The 19,030-nt window shown below is 36.6% G+C and carries 18 protein-coding genes; 6 read left to right on the top strand and 12 right to left on the bottom strand.

What is annotated here, in order from left to right; all coding sequences use genetic code 11:
• Positions 1 to 258 precede the first annotated feature (258 nt).
• Both AMS59_RS01255 and cls read left to right on the top strand, forming a co-directional pair.
• The gene (locus tag AMS59_RS01255) at positions 259 to 1,050 is read left to right on the top strand and encodes a YwqG family protein (RefSeq protein WP_053481952.1); all 792 of its coding nucleotides are present in this window, start codon (positions 259 to 261) and stop codon (positions 1,048 to 1,050) included.
• 214 nt (positions 1,051 to 1,264) lie between these two features.
• Positions 1,265 to 2,722 (top strand): cardiolipin synthase, encoded by a 1,458-nt coding sequence (gene cls, locus AMS59_RS01250; protein WP_053481951.1) that lies wholly within the window; start codon positions 1,265 to 1,267, stop codon positions 2,720 to 2,722.
• Between the two features lie 58 nt (positions 2,723 to 2,780).
• On the opposite strand, the gene AMS59_RS01245 is transcribed toward cls, so the two are convergent.
• From AMS59_RS01245 to AMS59_RS01230, 4 genes are all read right to left on the bottom strand, one after another.
• The gene (locus AMS59_RS01245; protein ID WP_053481950.1) at positions 2,781 to 3,560 is read right to left on the bottom strand and encodes a D-alanyl-D-alanine carboxypeptidase family protein; all 780 of its coding nucleotides are present in this window, start codon (positions 3,558 to 3,560) and stop codon (positions 2,781 to 2,783) included.
• Between the two features lie 193 nt (positions 3,561 to 3,753).
• A complete protein-coding gene (locus AMS59_RS01240; RefSeq protein ID WP_053481949.1) occupies positions 3,754 to 4,002 on the bottom strand; it encodes a hypothetical protein in 249 nt (82 codons plus the stop codon).
• A gap of 55 nt (positions 4,003 to 4,057) precedes the next feature.
• Positions 4,058 to 4,819 (bottom strand): membrane protein insertase YidC, encoded by a 762-nt coding sequence (gene yidC / locus AMS59_RS01235; RefSeq protein ID WP_053481948.1) that lies wholly within the window; start codon positions 4,817 to 4,819, stop codon positions 4,058 to 4,060.
• Positions 4,820 to 5,107: 288 nt separating this feature from the next.
• Entirely contained in the window at positions 5,108 to 5,902 is a 795-nt protein-coding gene (locus tag AMS59_RS01230) for a helix-turn-helix transcriptional regulator (protein ID WP_053481947.1), read from the bottom strand.
• A 508-nt stretch (positions 5,903 to 6,410) separates the two neighbouring features.
• Here AMS59_RS01230 and AMS59_RS01225 point away from each other — a divergent pair.
• The 4 genes from AMS59_RS01225 to AMS59_RS01215 all read left to right on the top strand — a co-directional run bounded on the left by AMS59_RS01225 (position 6,411) and on the right by AMS59_RS01215 (position 10,479).
• Positions 6,411 to 7,061, top strand: coding sequence for a LytTR family DNA-binding domain-containing protein (locus tag AMS59_RS01225; RefSeq protein WP_053481946.1), 651 nt, complete (start codon positions 6,411 to 6,413; stop codon positions 7,059 to 7,061).
• Between the two features lie 259 nt (positions 7,062 to 7,320).
• Positions 7,321 to 7,545: a hypothetical protein gene (locus tag AMS59_RS26835; RefSeq protein ID WP_156304522.1), complete on the top strand. Its 225-nt coding sequence runs from the start codon at positions 7,321 to 7,323 to the stop codon at positions 7,543 to 7,545.
• A gap of 148 nt (positions 7,546 to 7,693) precedes the next feature.
• Positions 7,694 to 9,214, top strand: coding sequence for a succinate CoA transferase (locus tag AMS59_RS01220; RefSeq protein WP_053481945.1), 1,521 nt, complete (start codon positions 7,694 to 7,696; stop codon positions 9,212 to 9,214).
• 119 nt (positions 9,215 to 9,333) lie between these two features.
• A complete protein-coding gene (locus AMS59_RS01215) occupies positions 9,334 to 10,479 on the top strand; it encodes an MFS transporter (protein WP_053481944.1) in 1,146 nt (381 codons plus the stop codon).
• Positions 10,480 to 10,494: 15 nt separating this feature from the next.
• Here AMS59_RS01215 and AMS59_RS01210 read toward each other — a convergent pair whose 3' ends face one another.
• The 8 genes from AMS59_RS01210 to AMS59_RS01175 form a co-directional block, all read right to left on the bottom strand.
• Positions 10,495 to 10,797 carry a hypothetical protein gene (locus tag AMS59_RS01210; protein WP_053481943.1) on the bottom strand — a complete coding sequence of 101 codons (303 nt, stop codon included), beginning with the start codon at positions 10,795 to 10,797 and terminating at the stop codon, positions 10,495 to 10,497.
• A 1,323-nt stretch (positions 10,798 to 12,120) separates the two neighbouring features.
• Positions 12,121 to 12,402, bottom strand: coding sequence for a GNAT family N-acetyltransferase (locus AMS59_RS01205; RefSeq protein WP_053481942.1), 282 nt, complete (start codon positions 12,400 to 12,402; stop codon positions 12,121 to 12,123).
• Positions 12,403 to 12,542: 140 nt separating this feature from the next.
• Positions 12,543 to 13,457 (bottom strand): DUF1002 domain-containing protein, encoded by a 915-nt coding sequence (locus AMS59_RS01200; RefSeq protein WP_053481941.1) that lies wholly within the window; start codon positions 13,455 to 13,457, stop codon positions 12,543 to 12,545.
• A gap of 285 nt (positions 13,458 to 13,742) precedes the next feature.
• The gene (locus AMS59_RS01195) at positions 13,743 to 14,600 is read right to left on the bottom strand and encodes a S1 RNA-binding domain-containing protein (RefSeq protein ID WP_053481940.1); all 858 of its coding nucleotides are present in this window, start codon (positions 14,598 to 14,600) and stop codon (positions 13,743 to 13,745) included.
• Positions 14,601 to 14,641: 41 nt separating this feature from the next.
• Positions 14,642 to 15,061 (bottom strand): transcriptional regulator MntR, encoded by a 420-nt coding sequence (gene mntR, locus AMS59_RS01190; RefSeq protein ID WP_053481939.1) that lies wholly within the window; start codon positions 15,059 to 15,061, stop codon positions 14,642 to 14,644.
• A gap of 831 nt (positions 15,062 to 15,892) precedes the next feature.
• The gene (locus AMS59_RS01185) at positions 15,893 to 16,192 is read right to left on the bottom strand and encodes a late competence development ComFB family protein (RefSeq protein WP_369814292.1); all 300 of its coding nucleotides are present in this window, start codon (positions 16,190 to 16,192) and stop codon (positions 15,893 to 15,895) included.
• A gap of 168 nt (positions 16,193 to 16,360) precedes the next feature.
• The gene (locus AMS59_RS01180; RefSeq protein WP_053481937.1) at positions 16,361 to 18,487 is read right to left on the bottom strand and encodes a heavy metal translocating P-type ATPase; all 2,127 of its coding nucleotides are present in this window, start codon (positions 18,485 to 18,487) and stop codon (positions 16,361 to 16,363) included.
• Complete coding sequence (locus AMS59_RS01175) at positions 18,468 to 18,839, bottom strand: metalloregulator ArsR/SmtB family transcription factor (protein WP_053481936.1); 372 nt, start codon at positions 18,837 to 18,839, stop codon at positions 18,468 to 18,470. Before AMS59_RS01175 ends, AMS59_RS01180 begins: the two co-directional genes overlap by 20 nt.
• Positions 18,840 to 19,030: the final 191 nt, after the last annotated feature.

Raw genomic sequence — 19,030 nt, 5'->3', positions numbered from 1 at the left:
TATTCGAAGTATATAGAACACATCAAGGAATATTGACTCATCAATTATGCCTCGGCATAATTGCGTCTGGAATCGGCTTTGTGCTTGCACAAAGAGCTCCTTTCCGATTTCCGTGACATCCGCCGGAGGCTTTAACTTCTTTCAGCGGATGATTTGGACACCTGCTGAAAAGTGATTTAAAACCGCATTCATTTAACCACCTATAGAGGTGGGAGACTTCTGCTGAAAGAAGTTAAAGCGGATATCGGAGGGCTCTGCATGAACAAAACAACAAATCTTTTACTTCCAAAAGAGCTAGAATCGTTTCGTTTTGAAATTGAAGATACACTACTTTCAGCAATGATTATCACACCATATAAACGTTCAACTACGTTTACGGAAAGTAAATTTGCTGGGGAACCTTATTTACCCTATTACCAAACGTATCCGAAAGATATTACAGGTGAGCCTATGCGGCTATTAGCTCAAATTAACTTTGCAGAAATGCCACCACTAAAGGATTTCCCATCTCAGGGTATTCTTCAATTTTTTATTTCATCTAATATTTTCGTGAATGCTGATCATTATCACGAGGATATTTTCCAGCAATTCTATAAAATACGTTTTTATCCTACTGTAGATTTTGAAGCGACTGTCCCTCAACAGGAGTTTTTAGCACAAAAAGCAGATGATCAGTTCCCTATTGATCAAGAGTTAGCATTACAATTTCTACCGATCCAAGAACCTGTTTCTGCTTTAGATTATCGTGCGGTACACTATTTACCAACATTAATTCCTTCATCAGAAGATGTTGATTTACGGGAGATTTATCTACAACACTTCCTAGGGGCTGGAGCTAAAATTGGTGGTTATGCCTATTTTTTAGAGGAGGATATCCGTCACGAATCGCAGCTCCTTAAACGATATGATGTATTGTTACTCCAAATCGACTCTAATGATGAAATCGGTATTATGTGGGCAGATAGCGGCGTTGGGAAGTTTTTTATTAACCGAGAAAAGCTTCTTCAAAGGGATTTTTCTGATATTTTATTTCAGTGGGAGCATTACTAATCATTTATCTTTATTCAGGCAAATGTATTCTGTAGCGAAAGTGAAGCGGCAGCTTACAGCCATTACGACAAGGCGAAATTGATTTTGGATTACCTCGTTCTAGTTTCGGAGGTAATCCTTTTCCATGCTTACTAACAATTTCTTATCTTCTTTCCACATATAAAGTAAGCTATACTAGATATATTGCGAAAATATAGTAAAAGCAGGTGTAGGAATGAGTATTTTTACAGACTTTGGATATCTAGTACCTTTGATTATGTTTGTTAATATTCTAGCAGCAATGGTCATAATTTTTTTGGAGCGTAAAGATGCCACTTCTACATGGGCATGGATTCTCGTACTTTTTTTCATTCCATTAGGTGGGTTTATTATATACTTGATGTTTGGACGACAACTACGAAAAAAACATTTATTCCGTTGGGAAGGACGCAAGGATATTGGTATCGATAACCTCATTAGTTATCAGACAGAAGCGATTCGAGATAATACGTTCGAGTTTCGTATAGAAAATGCGGAAAATTATAAAGAGATGATTTATATGCATCTTAAAACAAATAATGCAGTCTTAACGCAGGACAACCACATTGATATTTTTGATGATGGTGCAAATAAATTTGAGCAACTTCTAAAAGATATTGAGGTAGCAAAAGATCATATTCACATTCAATATTATATTTTCCGTCTAGATGACTTAGGTACACGCATTATTGATAAACTTATTAAAAAAGCAAAGCAAGGGGTTAAGGTAAGGATCTTATATGATGAGATGGGCTCACGCAACGTTAAAAAGCGCCATTTCAAGGAATTGCTTAATGCAGGTGGTGAAGTCGAAGTATTTTTCCCATCCATTTTTCCACTTATAAATCCTCGTTTAAATTTTAGAAATCACCGAAAAATCGTTGTGATTGATGGCCGTATTGGTTATATCGGTGGCTTTAATGTCGGGGATGAGTACCTAGGTCTACAAAAGAAATTTGGCTATTGGCGAGATACACATTTACGTATTGAAGGTAGTGCCGTACATCCATTACAAACACGCTTTTTACTTGATTGGAATCAAGCTTGCGCAGAACAGAAAATGGGTTATTCGGACCGTTACTTCCCTGCTATTCCGAAAAAAGGCGATGTGGGCTTACAAATCGTGTCTAGCGGCCCTGACTCTGAATGGGAACAAATTAAAATTGGTTATTTAAAGCTTATTAATATGGCGAAAAAATATATATATATCCAAACGCCATATTTCATACCCGATGTTAGTTTTTTGGAAGCTATTAAAATTGCGACGCTTTCAGGCATTGATGTAAGGATCATGATTCCGAATAAGCCTGATCATATGTTTGTTTATTGGGCTACATACTCATACGTGGGACAATTATTGCGTGCAGGAGCAAAAGTTTATATTTATGAGAAGGGCTTTATTCATGCTAAAGCAATTATTATTGACGATGAAGCATCTACAGTCGGAACTGCAAACCTTGACGTTCGAAGTTTCAGTTTAAATTTTGAAGTAAATGCCTTTATTTATGACTCAACGATTTCACATCAGCTTGCTGAGCTGTTTGAAAAGGATATTTTTGATTGTACTGAATTAACCTGGGAAATGTACAAAAATCGTTCTACACTGATTAAATTTAAAGAATCCATTTCACGCTTACTAACACCTATCTTGTAGAATGTAGAAAAAGGAAGAGAGCTCGTTCATTAATGATGAACAACTCTCTTCCCTTTTTTTATTTCACACCTAAATATTCTTCTAGCGTAATATTCTGTTTTTTTATGTCTTTTGCTATGTCTACACCAACATAACGGTAATGCCATGACTCATACATATAACCTGTGATGTCTTCTTTATTTTTCGGGAATCGTAAAATAAAGCCGTAATCTTGGGCATGTGTAAATAACCATTGTCCTGCTGGCGTTTCACCGAATTCTTCAGTTAGCCATAGTTTATCTTTGCCACGCTCTCCTATATCAAAGGCCAAACCTGTTTGATGCTCTGAATAACCTGGTCGAGCACTATAGCGATCAGCCGCAGCTTGTCCATCACGTTTAGCATAGTTATTATATAATGTTGTTTGATAGTCAAAAGATCGATAGCCGCTAAAGGCTACTAAATCAAAACCTTGTTGTTTTGCTGCAGCAAACATTTTGTTTAGTGCTTGACGTGCCTCAGGATTTTCTTCAGGCGCGAAGGTAGATGGTAGCGGATATATTTTATTCGCTAATAAAATACCCTTAATATATGTCGGCTCAGTTGGTAATGTTTGATTTGGTACATAGCCATTTGCATCTGTCTTCTGCTCTGGCTTCACGGGGTTATCCGCTGTTTTTTTCGGCTCTTCTTTTGCAGGTGAATCTTTTTTAGTTGGTTCTGCTGTTTGTTGTTGTTGTTCTTCATCTGATGCATTACTTACCTGTTTATTTTTATAGTTATAAACTACGAAAATAGATACAATAAGCGCCACGGAGATTACAGCACCAAGGATGAGTGGTAAACGTTTCTTTTTCACTATTTTTTACCCCTTTTAAAGTTATCCAGTACTTCATGGTAAGTATCCTCTACCCAAAAATTAAATCAATTGTAGAAAGAACAGCCCTTCAGTAAGTACCAACACTAGTTTTTACTATATTGGTATAATCTCATTTTAGCACTGTTCACAATTTAAGGTGTAGGTTTTCACCAATGATTTTAAAATTAATTTGTTAGTCTGTGAGAATAATAATAAACACTACTATAGAGGCAATCGAGAAAAAGATTGCCATGTACTTCATCCATTTTGCCTCTTTTATATAACCTTGCTCTTTAAAACTTTTTGCCCTAAAACCATTCGATACGGCAAACATAATAGTCATTGCTAATACAGCAAAATTAAAATTACCCATAATAATAAATACGATCGCCGCAATACTAAAAATCGCGACTAGAATAGATGATAACAACTTTATGTTCATCTTGCTGTCCTCCTAAAAAAATCGAGGCTACTTAGGCGCCTCGACATAAATTATTTTATGAGTTTACTTTTTCCGGATGCTCCGAATAATATTTTCGACCGATATATGTTTGAATAATCAATAATGCACCGCTGACTGACCAGTAAAGTGGTAGGGCTGCCATAGATGACATCGAGATAAAGACAATCATAATTGGTGAAATATAAATAAACATTTTCATTTGTGCTTTTTGTTGCTCTGGTACTGTCCATAAAGATACACGTGCTTGAACTAAATATACAAGACCTGCGACAATTGTCATAGCGATATCAGGTGAACCTAATTTAAACCATAAAAAATCATGTGCTTTCACATCTGTAGAATATAAAATAGAGAAATAAAGACCCATGATAATCGGCATTTGAACTAACATTGGTAAACAGCCCATGTTGAGTGGATTGATACCATGTTTTTGATATAATGCCATCATCTCTTGTTGATACTGCGTTTGCTCTTCTTTTGTCTTTGCTTCCTTCATCTTTTTCTGAACAGCTTCCATTTCAGGCTTAAACGCGTCCATTTTCGACTTCATCTTTTGTTGCGAACGATAATTTTTCAACATAATCGGCATTAAAATTAAACGAATAAGAACCGTAATAGCGATGATTGCTAAACCATAACTACCTGAAAACATAGTGTTACCGAAAAATTCCAATAAAAATTCCATTGGTTTTACAAAGATACTATAGAAAAAACCTTCTTTGTTTTGCACAGCTTGACAGCCACTAAGAACAAAAACGGCGAGTCCAAGCATTGAAAATAGCTTCAAATTTTTCATTTTTCCACCTACTATATATTTATCAACTAAAATGAAGTATACATTATAGGGACTATTTTTATCAAATAGCAAGTGCTACTAATTCCATAACATAAAAAAGATGCGAGCTTTAGCATCACTAACACGGTCGCATCTATTTATTAATCTTATTTATAACCCATTGTTAATAAGTTTACTTCTGGCTATCAATTATGTCTCGGCATAATTACGTCCGGAATCGGTTTTGTAAGCCTTTCTTAAACTGAGTTCTTCTATTTCAGCGGATGTTTGGACACCCGCTGAAATAAGTTAAACGTTTTGAAGCTCTGATTCCGCCATTTCAAAACGATAAAATTCATGATGTAGCTCGTCTCGGAAATGTTTGGGCGTTACCCCTGTATATTTTTTAAAGATGCGGGTAAAATAGCTTTGGTTGCAGAAATGGAATTGATCTGAAATAGAAGTAATACTTTTATTAGTATGTCTAAGGTAGTACTGGGACTCTTCTACTCGACGCACATTTAGATATTCAACAAGTGTAATACCAACATGTTCTCTAAAAATACGTGATAAGTGACTTGTACTTATATGGAAGTTATTTGCGATGCTTTCAACTGTTAAGTCATTTTCCAATTCATCATTTATATACATAATTACTTTATTAACGGTCTGGTGACGAAAAGTCGGTTGCTTGCGATCCGCGATAAAATAGACAAAGAAATCAATCAAATCATCAGCAAATTGTAAAAATTCTGCATCTTTCATTTGATTTTCAATCATATCATTACACGCAATGTTAAATGCAAATGCTTTCTTCGAAGGAACTTGATTGTCTAGCAATTTACGAGCAACAATTGACGACAAAACAGAAAAATAACTTCGAACAATTTTAATGACTTGTTTGCCAAAACGTATTGAAAGAATATCAATTAATTCGTGCAAAGATTTCTTAGCCTTTGCAGATTCTAAATGGTAAATTTCAAAAATTAATTTCGACTCAATATTAAAAAATTCTTCTACACCGATGTATTGGTTAATACTATCGATTTCCTGAAAGTATCTTTTGGATATCGTTTCTGACATAGAATGTTGATGTAGTTGCATAATCTTCCCCATCTTTCTTCAGATTGCACAAATTGCTTTCACAATTTTTGACACCAATCTACTTATTTCAAAATAAGAAAATAGTATTCCCTTATTATTTGTATGAATTGAGTCATATTTCACAATTATATAATGAATATAACTTAAAAATAACCCAACTAAACCACCAGTTACAATAAAAAAATAGACTATACAGTGAATTTTACCATATTCTGCGATTTCCTTTCAACCACATTTTGTCTTCCACAATAGTTCCAATTTATCATATATACATAGTAGAAACCTCGTAAACTTATTTACTTACAAATAGATTTTACCATATACATACTAAAATCAATTAGTAATTATTTAAAATTTGTTACAAATTATGTAATGTGTTTTGCGCATTTATATTTCATCAATCGACATTTCTCTTTTTTATTCCGAAATCTTCTCTATATAATTTATACGAATATGTAGTAAAATAGATGATAATACTATTTTTAAAAGTTTAGACGAGGTGTTAATAGTGGAACCAAAACAAATAGAAGAAATTATGGAGATTATTAAGGAATTCTTCCCTGAGAATACTTCCATTGCAATTTCCGATACAAACGAATACTTGTACTACCAACCGAGCAAAAAAGTTGATTTAAAAATCAAACCTGGTGACCCAGTTAAAGAAGGATCTGCAGCTCATAAAGCATTAAACTACGGACAAAAGATTAGCTCTTATATTGAGCCTGATGTATTTGGAGTAGCATATTACGGCATGAGTATTCCTTTAATGGAGGAAGGTGAAACTAAGGGTGCTATCACTGCAATCTTCCCACAAAAGCCGTCAGCATTTTTAACGAACTACATTACAATCAAAATTGATGATTGTTGGTACCCAATCAAGCATGATCAGGTCATTTATCTTGAAACACAGCTACGAAAAACATTTGTTAAAACAATGAGCCGTGAAGGATATCACCGCTTAAACCTAAGTGATCTTGAGCTATTTTTAGCGCCTGACTCATTTATACGTTGTCACCGCTCTTATATCGTTAACATTGACTACATTGATGAAATTCAACCAGATTCACATTCAACGTTTTTATTAATCATGAAAGACGGTACTCGTATTCCTGTTAGCCAACGCTATGCAAGCTACTTCCGTCGTTCTTTAGGTTTCTAATTTTGATAAGTACAGCGAGCATTTTGTATTGTTCGCTGTACTTTTTTGCTTGGGCCAACATGATGTTGGTCACGAAGGCGTTATCACAGGATTGCTAATGCCCAAGGAGTCGCCCAGCCGGAACGAAGATCAACTTAATCCATGGCATACGTTTTAAGCAATGTCATCTCTAACCTTTGATGAAGAGCATTTAAATCAATGGCTCATCGGAAGCCCCCAGGAAGCTCTGCTCTGCGCGAAAGCGTAGCGTCAGCAACAAATGTTTTATCTGTGCGAAAGCGAAGCGTCAGCGACAAATGTTTTATCTGTGCGAAAGCGTAGCGTCAGCAACAAAGAGCTCAGCAAGAACGGAAATCAACCCCACATTATATTATTGAATTTTCAAAAGAGAAATTCTCTAAAAATAATAGAGCTCTACATTAAAACGTTTTCTCTGTCGAAAATTCAACTTTATGCTCATTTTTCCTGTTTTTACTCAATTTAATGCTATTTCTAAAGTTTTTGTGACAATTTGGTGATAGTATTATTCAAATGGTTGGTGTCATACTACAACTAAATAAACAGAAAATTCTTACAGGTTTTTCTAGTTTTGTAATCGGTTTCCATCAAACTTTTTAGGGGAGGATTTTTTAATGGATGCAAATGTTCAAAAACGCCTAGGCTTAAAAGAACTTGAAAGTAAAATTGTTACTGCTGATGAAGCTGCAGCACTGATTTCTGACGGTGATGTAGTTGGTATGAGTGGATTCACTCGTGCGGGGGACGCAAAAGTTGTTCCTATGGCATTAGTAGAGCGCGCTAAAAACGAAAAATTCAAAATTGATGTATATACAGGGGCTTCTTTAGGACCTGAAGTTGATAAATACTTAGCTGATGCCGGTGTTATCCGCAAACGTGGACCGTTCCAAGGAGATGCAACGATCCGTAATTTAATTAACTCTGGTGATGTCCTATATGTAGACGCTCATCTTTCACATAACGCTGAATTAGTTCGTCAAGGAATTATTGGACCAATTAAATATTTAATTCTTGAAGCTGTTGCTATTACAGAAGATGGATTTATTATCCCAACAAACTCTGTTGGTAACTCACCAATCTTCGCTGAATACGCTGAAAATATTATTATCGAATTAAATATCTCTCATCCAGAAGCTTTAATAGGTATCCACGATATCTATGTACCAGGTGAGCAAGGTCAACGTGAAGCAATCCCAATGACTGATGCTATGCAACGTATTGGTGACATCGGTATTAAAGTAGATCCAGCTAAAATTAAAGCGATTGTTATTTCTGAAGAGCCAGATGCTCCTTCATTAATCGTTCCGCCAGATGAAGAAACACAAACAATGGCGAACATTTTATTAGACTTCTTCAGCGATGAAATTAAAGCTGGTCGCTTAACAAAACAATTAATGCCATTACAATCTGGTGTAGGTTCTGTTGCAAACGCTGTACTTGACGGCTTCGCAAATTCAGAATTTGAAGATTTAGTTGTTGCTTCTGAAGTACTTCAAGATGCTGTATTCAACTTAATTGATGCTGGTAAAGTTAAATTTGCAGCAGCTACTTCAATTACTCTAACTGAAGAATTACAGAAAAAAGTATATGGCAACCTAGAGAAATACGCTGATAAAATTTGCTTACGTCCACAAGAAATTTCTAACCACCCAGAGCTTATCCGTCGTTTGGGTCTAATCTCAATCAACACTGCTCTTGAATTAGATATCTATGGCAACGTAAACTCAACACACGTATCTGGTACTCGTATGATGAACGGTATCGGTGGTTCAGGTGACTTTGCACGTAACGCACGTCTAGGTATTTTCGTTACTAAATCATACGCAAAAGGCGGCGCTATCTCTTCAATCGTGCCAATGGTTTCTCACGTTGACCACACTGAACATGATGTTGATGTAATCGTAACTGAGCAAGGTATTGCTGACTTACGTGGTCTTGCACCAAAAGAGCGTGTACCTTTAATTATCGAAAACTGTGCACACCCAGATTACAAAGAGCAACTATGGGATTACTATAACCGTGCTCTAGAAGCAACTGGTAGCCATCAAACACCTCATATTTTAGAGGAAGCACTTTCTTGGCACGTAAATCTTGCTAAAAACAAAACAATGAAAAAAGAAGTTGCTAAAGCTTAATTTTCATCTATCAGGAGCGCCTCATAAGTTAAAAAACTTATGAGGCGTTCTTTTTTTGTCATGGTATAATAAGAGTGATATTCATTCTCATTATCATACAATTTTCCATCGGAGGACCTATGAAGAAACTTATCTATTTGATTATATTCTTTTCATTTTTTGACCTATTTACCCAGCTTCCTGTCATGAGTACATATGCTGAATCCTTAGGGGCATCAGCCTTCATTACCGGCCTAGCAGTAGGTATGTATTCTCTTTCCAATACATTTGGTAATATTATCTCTGGTTTTTTAACGGATCGTAAGGGACCCTTCGCTATTTTAATCCTAGGTCTTTTAACAACAGGTCTTTCCCTATCACTTTATAATTTAGTAGAAGAGCCTATTGTTCTTTTAATAGTCCGCTTTGTACATGGATTAGTTGCGGGCTTGATCGTTCCTGCTGCTTTCACATTTTTAGCAAATGCAACTGAGCAAGAAAAAAGAGGTAAGGGCAGTGCTATCTCTGGAGCATTCGTTGGCATCGCCGCAATAATCGGCCCTGCCTTTAGTGGCATTTTAGCGAGTCGTACTAGCGTACCATTCGTTTTTAATATAACAGCAAGCTTTATGCTCTTATTGAGTGTACTTGCCTTCTTTTTGCTAAAATCAAATCAAGTAAAAAAAGAAAAATCAGCGCCACCTACAAACATCCCTATACATGTACTTTTTAATAATACAGGTACATTAAAAGCCTTCTTTAGTGCATTCTTTTTAATGTTTTCTCAAGGGGTTATTGCCTACCTCCTTCCTCTAAAAGTACAATCTTTAGGCTTTGATTCACGTTTAAGCGGGACTTTGATGAGTACATTCGGAATTATTGCTGTTCTCGTATTTATTTTGCCGACTAACCGTATTTTCGATAAGGTTGCCCCAATTAAAACATTATCACTTGGTATAGGTTTAATGGGGATCAGTCAATTATTAATTAGTCAGGCAGATTCAAGTACGTTACTTTATATTGCAATGGCCTGCTATGGGATCGGGTTTGGCTTCTTATTTCCATCAGTCAATTCACTTTTAATCGACTCTACTACTGCTGACATTCGTGGAAAAGCCTATGGTTATTTTTATGCCTTCTTCTCACTAGGAGTTGTCCTAGGTTCCTCATTGCTCGGATGGCTCTCACTAGGTATTGTCAGCGGCTTTATATTTACCGGAATTGTATTATTAGTATTTGCAACTATCACCATATGTACACAAAAAATACCTTCTCACGCGAAATGAGAAGGTTTTTTGTTATTAATTCTTTTTTTCATGAATTTCTTCATGGTAATAATGGATACTTGTATGTCCTCCGCCTTCAGCAACCATTTCGTTTGAAGCTATTTTTGTTGGAGAAGTTCCGGCTTCTGTCGCTACTTCAGTAGATATACGCTCTGAAATGTTTTCGTGCATCTCCATATTCGTTGTATTCAAATAAGATGCTAATTTAGACTTTGCACCATTGAGCGTACTTAATGCTTTATCACGGTTTTCTTTTTTACTTAAATAAGTTGCTGCTAAAGCTAACCCTGCAATCACAAAACCTTTACGTTTTGCCATTATAAATCCCTCCCAAAAATATAGACTTGGCCCTGTATTATATCTTTTCCCTATTTTTAAAGGACTAAACATAATTTTTATTTACTTTGCTGCATATATAAAAAGAGAGAATTCCTATAACTCTTCGCTTTCATCATATAAACAAATTTCATAGTACGTCTGTATGTTTCAAGACATAGTTAACTATCCTACTACTAAATTATATTTCAGGTCATTTCTTGCTTATCATTAAAAATTAGGAATGACATTTAAAGTGCCCAGTCGAAAAGACAATCAATCCCACGTTATGGTCATAAGTAATTTATCTGTAAATCATGATATTTTTGTAAATAATTGTGATTATAAAGGACAAGTAAAGGGAATTAATGAATTACTACTAATAATAAGGGAGTGGTTATCATGAAAGATTTAGACTCAGTATATGATTGGATAGACATGGCTTCATTAATAGGTGGAGCAGGCCTCTTAACAGTACTTATATATAGTATTTTACTGTAAGGAGCAGCATGGATGAGTGGTATTAGAAGTTAAAAGGCAATCCGCTATCTAACAAGCAGATTGCCTTATTTTTATCCCGCATTAACGGGCAGTAAAGGTGAAGGCTACTAAAATTTTGCAAAATTAAAGAATTAAGATGACATTAAAACTGCCCGTAAACGCCCGATTGGTGAAGACTACTAATCAGTGGGGATAAAAAAAATCCCCACTGATTAAAGTTTCACTTTATCCCGCATTAACGGGCAGTAAGTTTCACTATAAAATTTTGCAAAATTAAAGAATTAAGATGACATTAAAACTGCCCGTAAACGCCCGATTGGTGAAGACTACTAATCAGTGGGGGTGAAAAAATTTCCCACTGATTAAAGTTTCACTTTATCCCGCATTAACGGGCAGTAAGTTTCACCATAAAATTTTAGCAAAATTAAAGAATTATGATGACATTAAAACTGCCCGTAAATGCCCGATTGGTGAAGGCTACTAATCAGTGGGGATGAAAAAATTCCCCACTGATTAAAGTTTCACTTTATCCCGCATTAACGGCAGTAAGTTTCACCACAAAATTTTGCAAAATTAAAGAAATAAGATGGGATTAAAACTGCCCGTAAACGCCCGATTGGTTAAGACTACTAATCAGTGGGGATGAAAAAATTCCCCACTGATTAAAGTTTCACTTTATCCCGCATTAACGGCAGTAAGTTTCACCATAAAATTTTAGCAAAATTAAAGAATTATGATGACATTAAAACTGCCTGTAAACGCCCGATTGGTTAAGACTACTAATCAGTGGGGATAAAAAAAATCCCCACTGATTAAAGTTTCACTTTATTGTTTTACATCATCGTAAGCATTAGATTTTTCAAACGCTGCAACTACATACGAGCAAACGGCTTCCATTTTATAGCCTTGCTCACGTGCATAATCTGCGGCACGATCTAACAATTTTTTTGCCACGCCTTGACCACGGAGCTTATCTGATACATATGTGTGATCCATTACCATTACTTGACCCTTTTGTTGCCATGTAATTTCCGCTAATTTTCCCTCTTCTTGCTCATAGACAAAAGCAAGTTTATTTTCCGCTAGCTGCTGTAATTGAAATTCCATTTCTCACCACTCCTTTTTATCATAGTAACATAGCCTTTTTCATGTAGCACTTCAAATAGTCCCACCCTTTGAAAAATAAAAAAATCTGCTCACTTTCCACTAGTAATCAGGAGAAAGTGTTGCAGATTCTTTTCTATAAATTAATTAAACCATGATGCAATTGTATCTTTTAAATTTGCAAAGAAATTTTCCACACTCGCCCAGAATCCTTTATCTTCCATTAGCGATCCGAATTTATCTTTAATTGTACTGCTAATATCGTCTAATTGTTTAGACCATTTACTAAAATCAATGTCTAGTTTACTAATTTTGTTCATCAAATCAACTAGTAATTGACGGTCCTTATCACTTAAATTAATGTCAAGCTTGTTTAATTGCTCTTGCACAATCTTTTCAACCTCTTCTTTAGTTGCTGGCTTTGATTCTGCAATTTGTTTTTTGATTTCTGTTAGTAATTCCGCAACCTTAGCATCGTCCACACCTGCCGATTGCGTTAGAGTAGTTGCTACTGATAGTTCGTCATTTGCAACATCTGTACGATCAGTATTAAGCTTTTTACCTGTTGTTACTTCGTAAGCTTTGTATATTCCCACAAGCGCTGAATGACCTGTTACTGCTTTAGGCGCAGCCACCTGTACTGTTGCATCTTCAATACCTGCAGTTAGCATGGCATTTGCATACATTTCAGAAGTAACCTGTGTAATATTTGACGGTGTAACAATTTCAATAACTAAGCCTTCTCCTGCATTCTTGCGTGTAATTTTGGCAGAAGAATACATACGAGAGCTTGAATTACTATCTTTAATATATTTAACTAAGTCTTGACCTGAAACTGTTATTTCTTCAACTTCAGGCTCTTCTTTAACTTTTAATGTCTCTTTAACAGACTCTTTTTCAGCCTCAGATAAGTTTGCACCATATACGACGATTGGTACTCCTAATTTTTCATCAATTGCTTTAGGTGGCGTATTATCAGCTGCATAACCTGTTGCTGGTGCCATCACGCCAAATACTAACATAGTCGCAGTTAGTAATTTTATCCAAGTTTTTTTCAAATTATGTGACCCCTTTCGTTAGAAAACTCATTTGGCCTGTATGATGTTTGCCAATCAATTATGCGTCGGCAGCACGACGTTGGTCACTCAGGCGTTTTCACAGGACGTGAAGTTCTTAGCCTGAGTTCCTCTATTTCGGCGGATGTTTGGCCACACGCTAAAAGAAGTTAAGCAATAATTAGTACGAAAAAAAGACGAGAAGGTTTCAAAGTGGCTCTCGTCATTTTCTTTCACTTCATTTGGCAGTCATTCACCATACCTCAGATATATGAATGTCTTCCTGCACTAAATTTGCTCTGTCCAACCATTTTGTTGTTTCACCTTACCAGCTTTCAAAAGTGTACCTAACGCACGTTTAAATGCAGCTTTACTCATATTAAACATTTCTTGAATTTCATCAGGTGAGGATTTATCGCCAAATGGCATTTTGCCCCCAACATCTTGTAAATAATTTAATATTTTTTGTGCATCATCTGAAATACGTTCATGCTTACGTGGTAAAAGTGAACCATTCATTGAACCATCATCTTTTACATCAATAATACGCACATCTACGTCTTGTCCAAGACGAGGTTCCGCATTACGCTCTGACTCATGAACAAAAATACGATACGGAATCTCCACACCTAATAAAAATGAGCCAACTGGTAATAAACGATATGGACGTGCCTTAATGTTTTTATTATGCATTTCTTCAAATGCACCTTCATACAATTCCGAAATTTTTTCTTCAGTTGCTAAACGTCCAAATAAATCGCCGTTGCGATCTGTACGTAATGTCATAAATAAATGGTCGCCCGGCGCTGGCCAAAGCTCTGTTATTGCAGGTAAATCTTCAGCTTTTACAAGTACCTCACGTGAAGTACCGATATCTACAAAAGCCCCTTCACGCTCGACTACTTTTAGGACACGAGCCCAACCGTATTCTCCTTGTACGAAAGATGGGATAGCTGTCGTTGCTGCTAAATCACCACGACGATCTGCAAATAAAAATACTTCAAGGCGATCACCTACTGCAAGTGGTTCTGTTACCTCTGAAGCATTTAAAGGTAGTTCTTCAACTCCATTTGTTAAGATCCATTTCGATGCTTGTTGCTCTAATACAGTTAACGTAACAACTTCACCTGATTTTAATTCGTTCATATTGTCTTCCTTTCCTTCATACCATCATTTTCACAAAAACTTTAGAAATTATGATGTGTTCTAGATGCCTCTAGTTTTTTAACGATGTCCGGATTTTCTTCCATTACCTGCACAAGATCCGCAATTCGATCGATTGAGTTCCAACTTAAATGATGTTCAATTCCTTCTACATCATCGTAAATTCGCTCTTCATCTACACCAATGATTCGCAAAAATTGCTCTAGAAGCTCATGGCGCTGTACAAGACGTTTTCCTAGCTTTTCTCCTCTAGGCGTCAATGTAAGGCCACGGTATTTTTCATAAACTAAATAACCATCTTTATCTAATTTTTGAACCATTTTTGTAACAGAAGAAGGAAGAACAGATAATGCTTCAGCAATGTCAGACACACGAGCATACCCTTTATTAGTAATTAATAAGTATATTTGTTCGATATGATCCTCCATACTTGGTGTTGGCATATCCTATTCCCTCTCTTTCCTTTTCTTACTCTCTAGTTTACTACAAGCTTGCCTTAAAAGTTAACTGAAAATACATATGCCCGAAAAACAATACATGCGCACCCTAAAAAGAACCAACTTCATATGTTGGCTCCCGTATAGTTGGAAAATTTATGTCAATGAAATTGAGGTATCTTTAAATAAAGTATTGTCTTTGGCAAAGCGAGGGGTTGATTTCCGTTCCGACTGGGCGCTTTCCTGGGGGCGTCCGATGAGCCGCTTCACTCGCGTTGCTCGCTCCAGGGTCTCATCTGTGACGCTAATCCCCAAGGAGTCGCCCAGTCTCCACTACAATCAACCACTTCACTTAGAATGTATCTTCTAGCATGACATTCTAATTTATAACGATAAAACGAAACTTCAGCAACAAATGTTTTAAGTACGAAAGTGTAGCGGCAGCAAAAGGGTTTTATCTGCGCGAAAGCGAAGCGGCAGCGGCAACATCAGATGTACAAACTCGTCAATGTTATAAGTCTATTCAGTTCAATTATAATAAGTAGCCAAAGCGTTCACTTTTGAAATGCATAAAATTTATAATAGCTCCACACTATTGTTGATTGGAATGGAAGGCTACTCGACTCCCGTGGGAAAGCGAGACAGGCGAGACCCTGCACGGAGCGAAGCGGAGGAAGCGGCTCGACGCTCGCCCACAGGAAGCTCTGCTCTGCGCGAAAGCGAAGCGGCAGCGGCAAAGCGAGTAGCCTGGAACGGAAATCCCCCTCATTTAATGCATCACATCATTCACTAAGATTTCCTTGACCATTTGTTTTTCAAAAACATGAAAAGCCAACTTCATATAGAAGTTGGCTCCGCCTTATGTCGAGGATGCTTACTTACCACATGTAATGCATGAATAATCTCTTTATTGATTCGTTCGATATTTTCAGGAGTATTCATCATTTTAAATGCTTCATCTCGTGATTCCATAGATGTAACATACTTGCTAGGCAATGCATTCAGTGTAAGTGCCACTGCGTCAAGTTCACAGATTTCACATTTACAAAATGTTTGATATTCCGGTCCTCGTAGTAGAAAACTTACTAAACCACGCACAATTTCCTCTGTAACATTTATTAAAATAGGATCTGACATATTCAAACCTTCGCCTCATTTATATTTAATTGTTACATTATTCCTGAAACCATAATAGCGTTAACAAAGTTTTTTTTCAAGAATCGCTAGTTGCATCTATATCAATTAATATCACTAGCTCCTCATAATGACTTTTTTCCTACACACTTCCACCGGATTATATCTTATTTACCATTTCTTTGATTTGATTAATCGTAATGAGTTTAACACAACTAGGAATGTAGCACCCATATCTGCAAAGATTGCAATCCATAATGTTAGCCAGCCTGGGATAACGAGTAACAGAGCAATTAATTTTAGGGCTAAGGCAAATATAATGTTCTCTTTAATGATACGTAATGTTTTTCTACTTAAACCAATTGTATAAGGCAGCTTCGTTAAATCGTCGCTCATTAATGCGATATCCGCAGTTTCTAGTGCTGCATCAGTGCCAGCACCTCCCATTGCAATACCAACATCAGCTGAGGCAAGTGCAGGTGCATCATTGACACCATCTCCTACCATCGCCACTGCGCCAAATTGTGCACGTAAATCTTTAATGGCCATTAATTTTTCTGCTGGTAATAAACTTGCTCTTACATCTGTCATATTTAAAGAAGTTGCAATTGCCTGTGCTGTTGGTTCTGCATCACCTGTTAGCATAACTTTATGCTTCACTTTTAAATCATTTAATTTATTTAAGACATCTTTACTTTCTTGACGTAATTGATCAGCAATACCAATCATCCCAATAAACCGATCATTACTAACAGCTGCTACAACTGTTTTCCCCTGTTGTTGAAGTTTTTTTACCTGTTCTTTTATCGTTTCATCAACAATCGTTAATGTAGCAATCCATTTTAAGCTTCCTACATAAATTGTTTGACCATCTACCGTCGCATAAGCACCCTTACCTGTTACGGATTGAAAGTCTGTTGGTATAAGATCTGGTAAATTTTTCTCATGTAATGCCTGTAAAATTGCTTTAGCTAATGGATGCTGTGATTGCTTTTCAACGGCCGCTACTAGCTGTAAAACATAATCCTCAGGCACTTCCTGCGATGTGAAAATATCCGTTACAGCAGGTTGACCTTTTGTAAGTGTACCTGTCTTATCAAATGCTATTGCTTCAATATGACCAAGCTGTTCTAGATGGATACCACCTTTAATAAGAACACCTTGTCTAGCAGCATTCCCGATTGCCGTAACAATAGCAACTGGTGTAGAAACGACTAATGCACATGGACAGCCTACAACAAGTACAGCTAATCCTTGGTAAATCCAATGTTGCCAATCACCTATAAATAAAGGTGGTAGAACCGCTACAAGTAAAGCAACAAGCATAATCGTAGGTGTGTAGTATTTCGCAAAGCGATCAACGAACTGCTGTGAAGGTGCTTTTTCTGCCTGTGCCTCTTCAACAAGATGAATGATCTTGGCAATTGTTGTGTCCTCTACTCGCTTTGTCACGCGAACCTCTAGAGCACCTTCTTCATTTAGAGTACCTGCAAATACTTCGTCATCGACTGTTTTACTGACCGGAATAGATTCACCTGTAATCGCTGCCTGATTCACCGCTGACAATCCACTAACTACAATTCCGTCCATAGCAATCTTCTGACCAGGTTTAACGATTAAAATGTCACCGATTTCAATCTCTTCAGTAGGCAGCTCCATCTCATGGAAATGTTCGCCATGTGCACGTTTTATCGTCGCTGTTGGTGGAGCTATATCCATTAGCTGACGAATCGATTGACGTGCTTTATCCATTGAATACGCCTCAAGCGCTTCACTTACTGCAAATAAAAAGACAACAACCGCCGCTTCTTCCCATTCCCCAATAATGGCTGCACCTATTACTGCAATAGTCATCAGCGTCTTCATATCAAATTCAAAGCGCGCTAGATTGCGGAAACCTGTTTTAAAAATGCCAATTCCCCCAACTAGAATCGCGATAATAAACATCCCAATAGTTAGCGGATCCGTTTCACCACGCATTGTTCCAAACATATATCCAAGCGCTACGAATAACAAAGAGATTCCAGCTAATATATTTTCTGTTTTTCGATAAAAAGGTGTTGATTTTTCAATTGTTCTTGCCGTTGATTGGGATACTTTTATGCCGTCGAAGGCACCTGCTTCTTCAAGTTGATTAACATCAATATCACCAATAACTGTTATTTTAGAAGCACCAAAATTCACTTGTGCATCCTGAACCTCTGGAATAGACTTCACGTTTTTTTCGAACTTTGCTGCACAGCTGGCACAGGATAAGTTTTGCAACCTATATTCTTGTTTAGTTGGTGTTGCTGCCATTTGCAATCCCCTCTTTCACATGTTCGTAGGCAACCGTTACAATTTGATACACATGGTCATCAGCTAAAGAGTAGTACATTTGCTTTCCTTTACGATATGACTTCGCTAAATTATTATCTTTCAAATAACGTAAATGATGCGATGCTGTTGCTACTGACGAGCCGATAATGGAGGCAACATCGCAAACACATAATTCATCTTTGAGCGTTAATGCATACGCAATTTTAAGTCTTGTTTCATCAGATAATGCCTTTAAAAATTTTGCTACTCCTGATAGATCTGGCATTTGCTGTTGTACCTTAATGACAGCTTCTTCATGAACATGTGTTATCTCACATACTTCTTTTGGCATTTTCTCACCTCATTCAAATATTCGTTTGATTGTTTCCAACATAACATAATATCCCATCATATTCAAACAAATATTTGAATGTAAATGATTTATATCACAAATATAAAAATGTTTTTACAGGTGTGTTGATTAACCATTTTTATACATCCAAAGAGGCTGATTTCCGCTACGGGCTACTCGCTTTCCTGCGG

It is taken from the genome of Lysinibacillus sp. FJAT-14745, assembly GCF_001275675.1.
GTDB lineage: Bacteria > Bacillota > Bacilli > Bacillales_A > Planococcaceae > Lysinibacillus.
This window is presented reverse-complemented; position numbering and strand designations above follow the sequence as displayed.

What these genes read in the sequence shown, in the direction of transcription:
- AMS59_RS01220 (WP_053481945.1), top strand. Translation starts at nt 7,694, where the DNA reads ATGGATGCAAATGTTCAAAAACGCCTAGGCTTAAAAGAACTTGAAAGT.
- AMS59_RS01205 (WP_053481942.1), bottom strand. Translation starts at nt 12,402, where the DNA reads ATGGAATTTCAATTACAGCAGCTAGCGGAAAATAAACTTGCTTTTGTC.
- AMS59_RS01185 (WP_369814292.1), bottom strand. Translation starts at nt 16,192, where the DNA reads ATGTCAGATCCTATTTTAATAAATGTTACAGAGGAAATTGTGCGTGGT.
- yidC (WP_053481948.1), bottom strand. Translation starts at nt 4,819, where the DNA reads ATGAAAAATTTGAAGCTATTTTCAATGCTTGGACTCGCCGTTTTTGTT.
- AMS59_RS01230 (WP_053481947.1), bottom strand. Translation starts at nt 5,902, where the DNA reads ATGCAACTACATCAACATTCTATGTCAGAAACGATATCCAAAAGATAC.
- AMS59_RS01255 (WP_053481952.1), top strand. Translation starts at nt 259, where the DNA reads ATGAACAAAACAACAAATCTTTTACTTCCAAAAGAGCTAGAATCGTTT.
- AMS59_RS26835 (WP_156304522.1), top strand. Translation starts at nt 7,321, where the DNA reads ATGTTTTATCTGTGCGAAAGCGAAGCGTCAGCGACAAATGTTTTATCT.
- AMS59_RS01175 (WP_053481936.1), bottom strand. Translation starts at nt 18,839, where the DNA reads ATGCCAAAAGAAGTATGTGAGATAACACATGTTCATGAAGAAGCTGTC.
- AMS59_RS01210 (WP_053481943.1), bottom strand. Translation starts at nt 10,797, where the DNA reads ATGGCAAAACGTAAAGGTTTTGTGATTGCAGGGTTAGCTTTAGCAGCA.
- AMS59_RS01180 (WP_053481937.1), bottom strand. Translation starts at nt 18,487, where the DNA reads ATGGCAGCAACACCAACTAAACAAGAATATAGGTTGCAAAACTTATCC.
- AMS59_RS01215 (WP_053481944.1), top strand. Translation starts at nt 9,334, where the DNA reads ATGAAGAAACTTATCTATTTGATTATATTCTTTTCATTTTTTGACCTA.
- AMS59_RS01240 (WP_053481949.1), bottom strand. Translation starts at nt 4,002, where the DNA reads ATGAACATAAAGTTGTTATCATCTATTCTAGTCGCGATTTTTAGTATT.
- mntR (WP_053481939.1), bottom strand. Translation starts at nt 15,061, where the DNA reads ATGCCAACACCAAGTATGGAGGATCATATCGAACAAATATACTTATTA.
- AMS59_RS01195 (WP_053481940.1), bottom strand. Translation starts at nt 14,600, where the DNA reads ATGAACGAATTAAAATCAGGTGAAGTTGTTACGTTAACTGTATTAGAG.
- cls (WP_053481951.1), top strand. Translation starts at nt 1,265, where the DNA reads ATGAGTATTTTTACAGACTTTGGATATCTAGTACCTTTGATTATGTTT.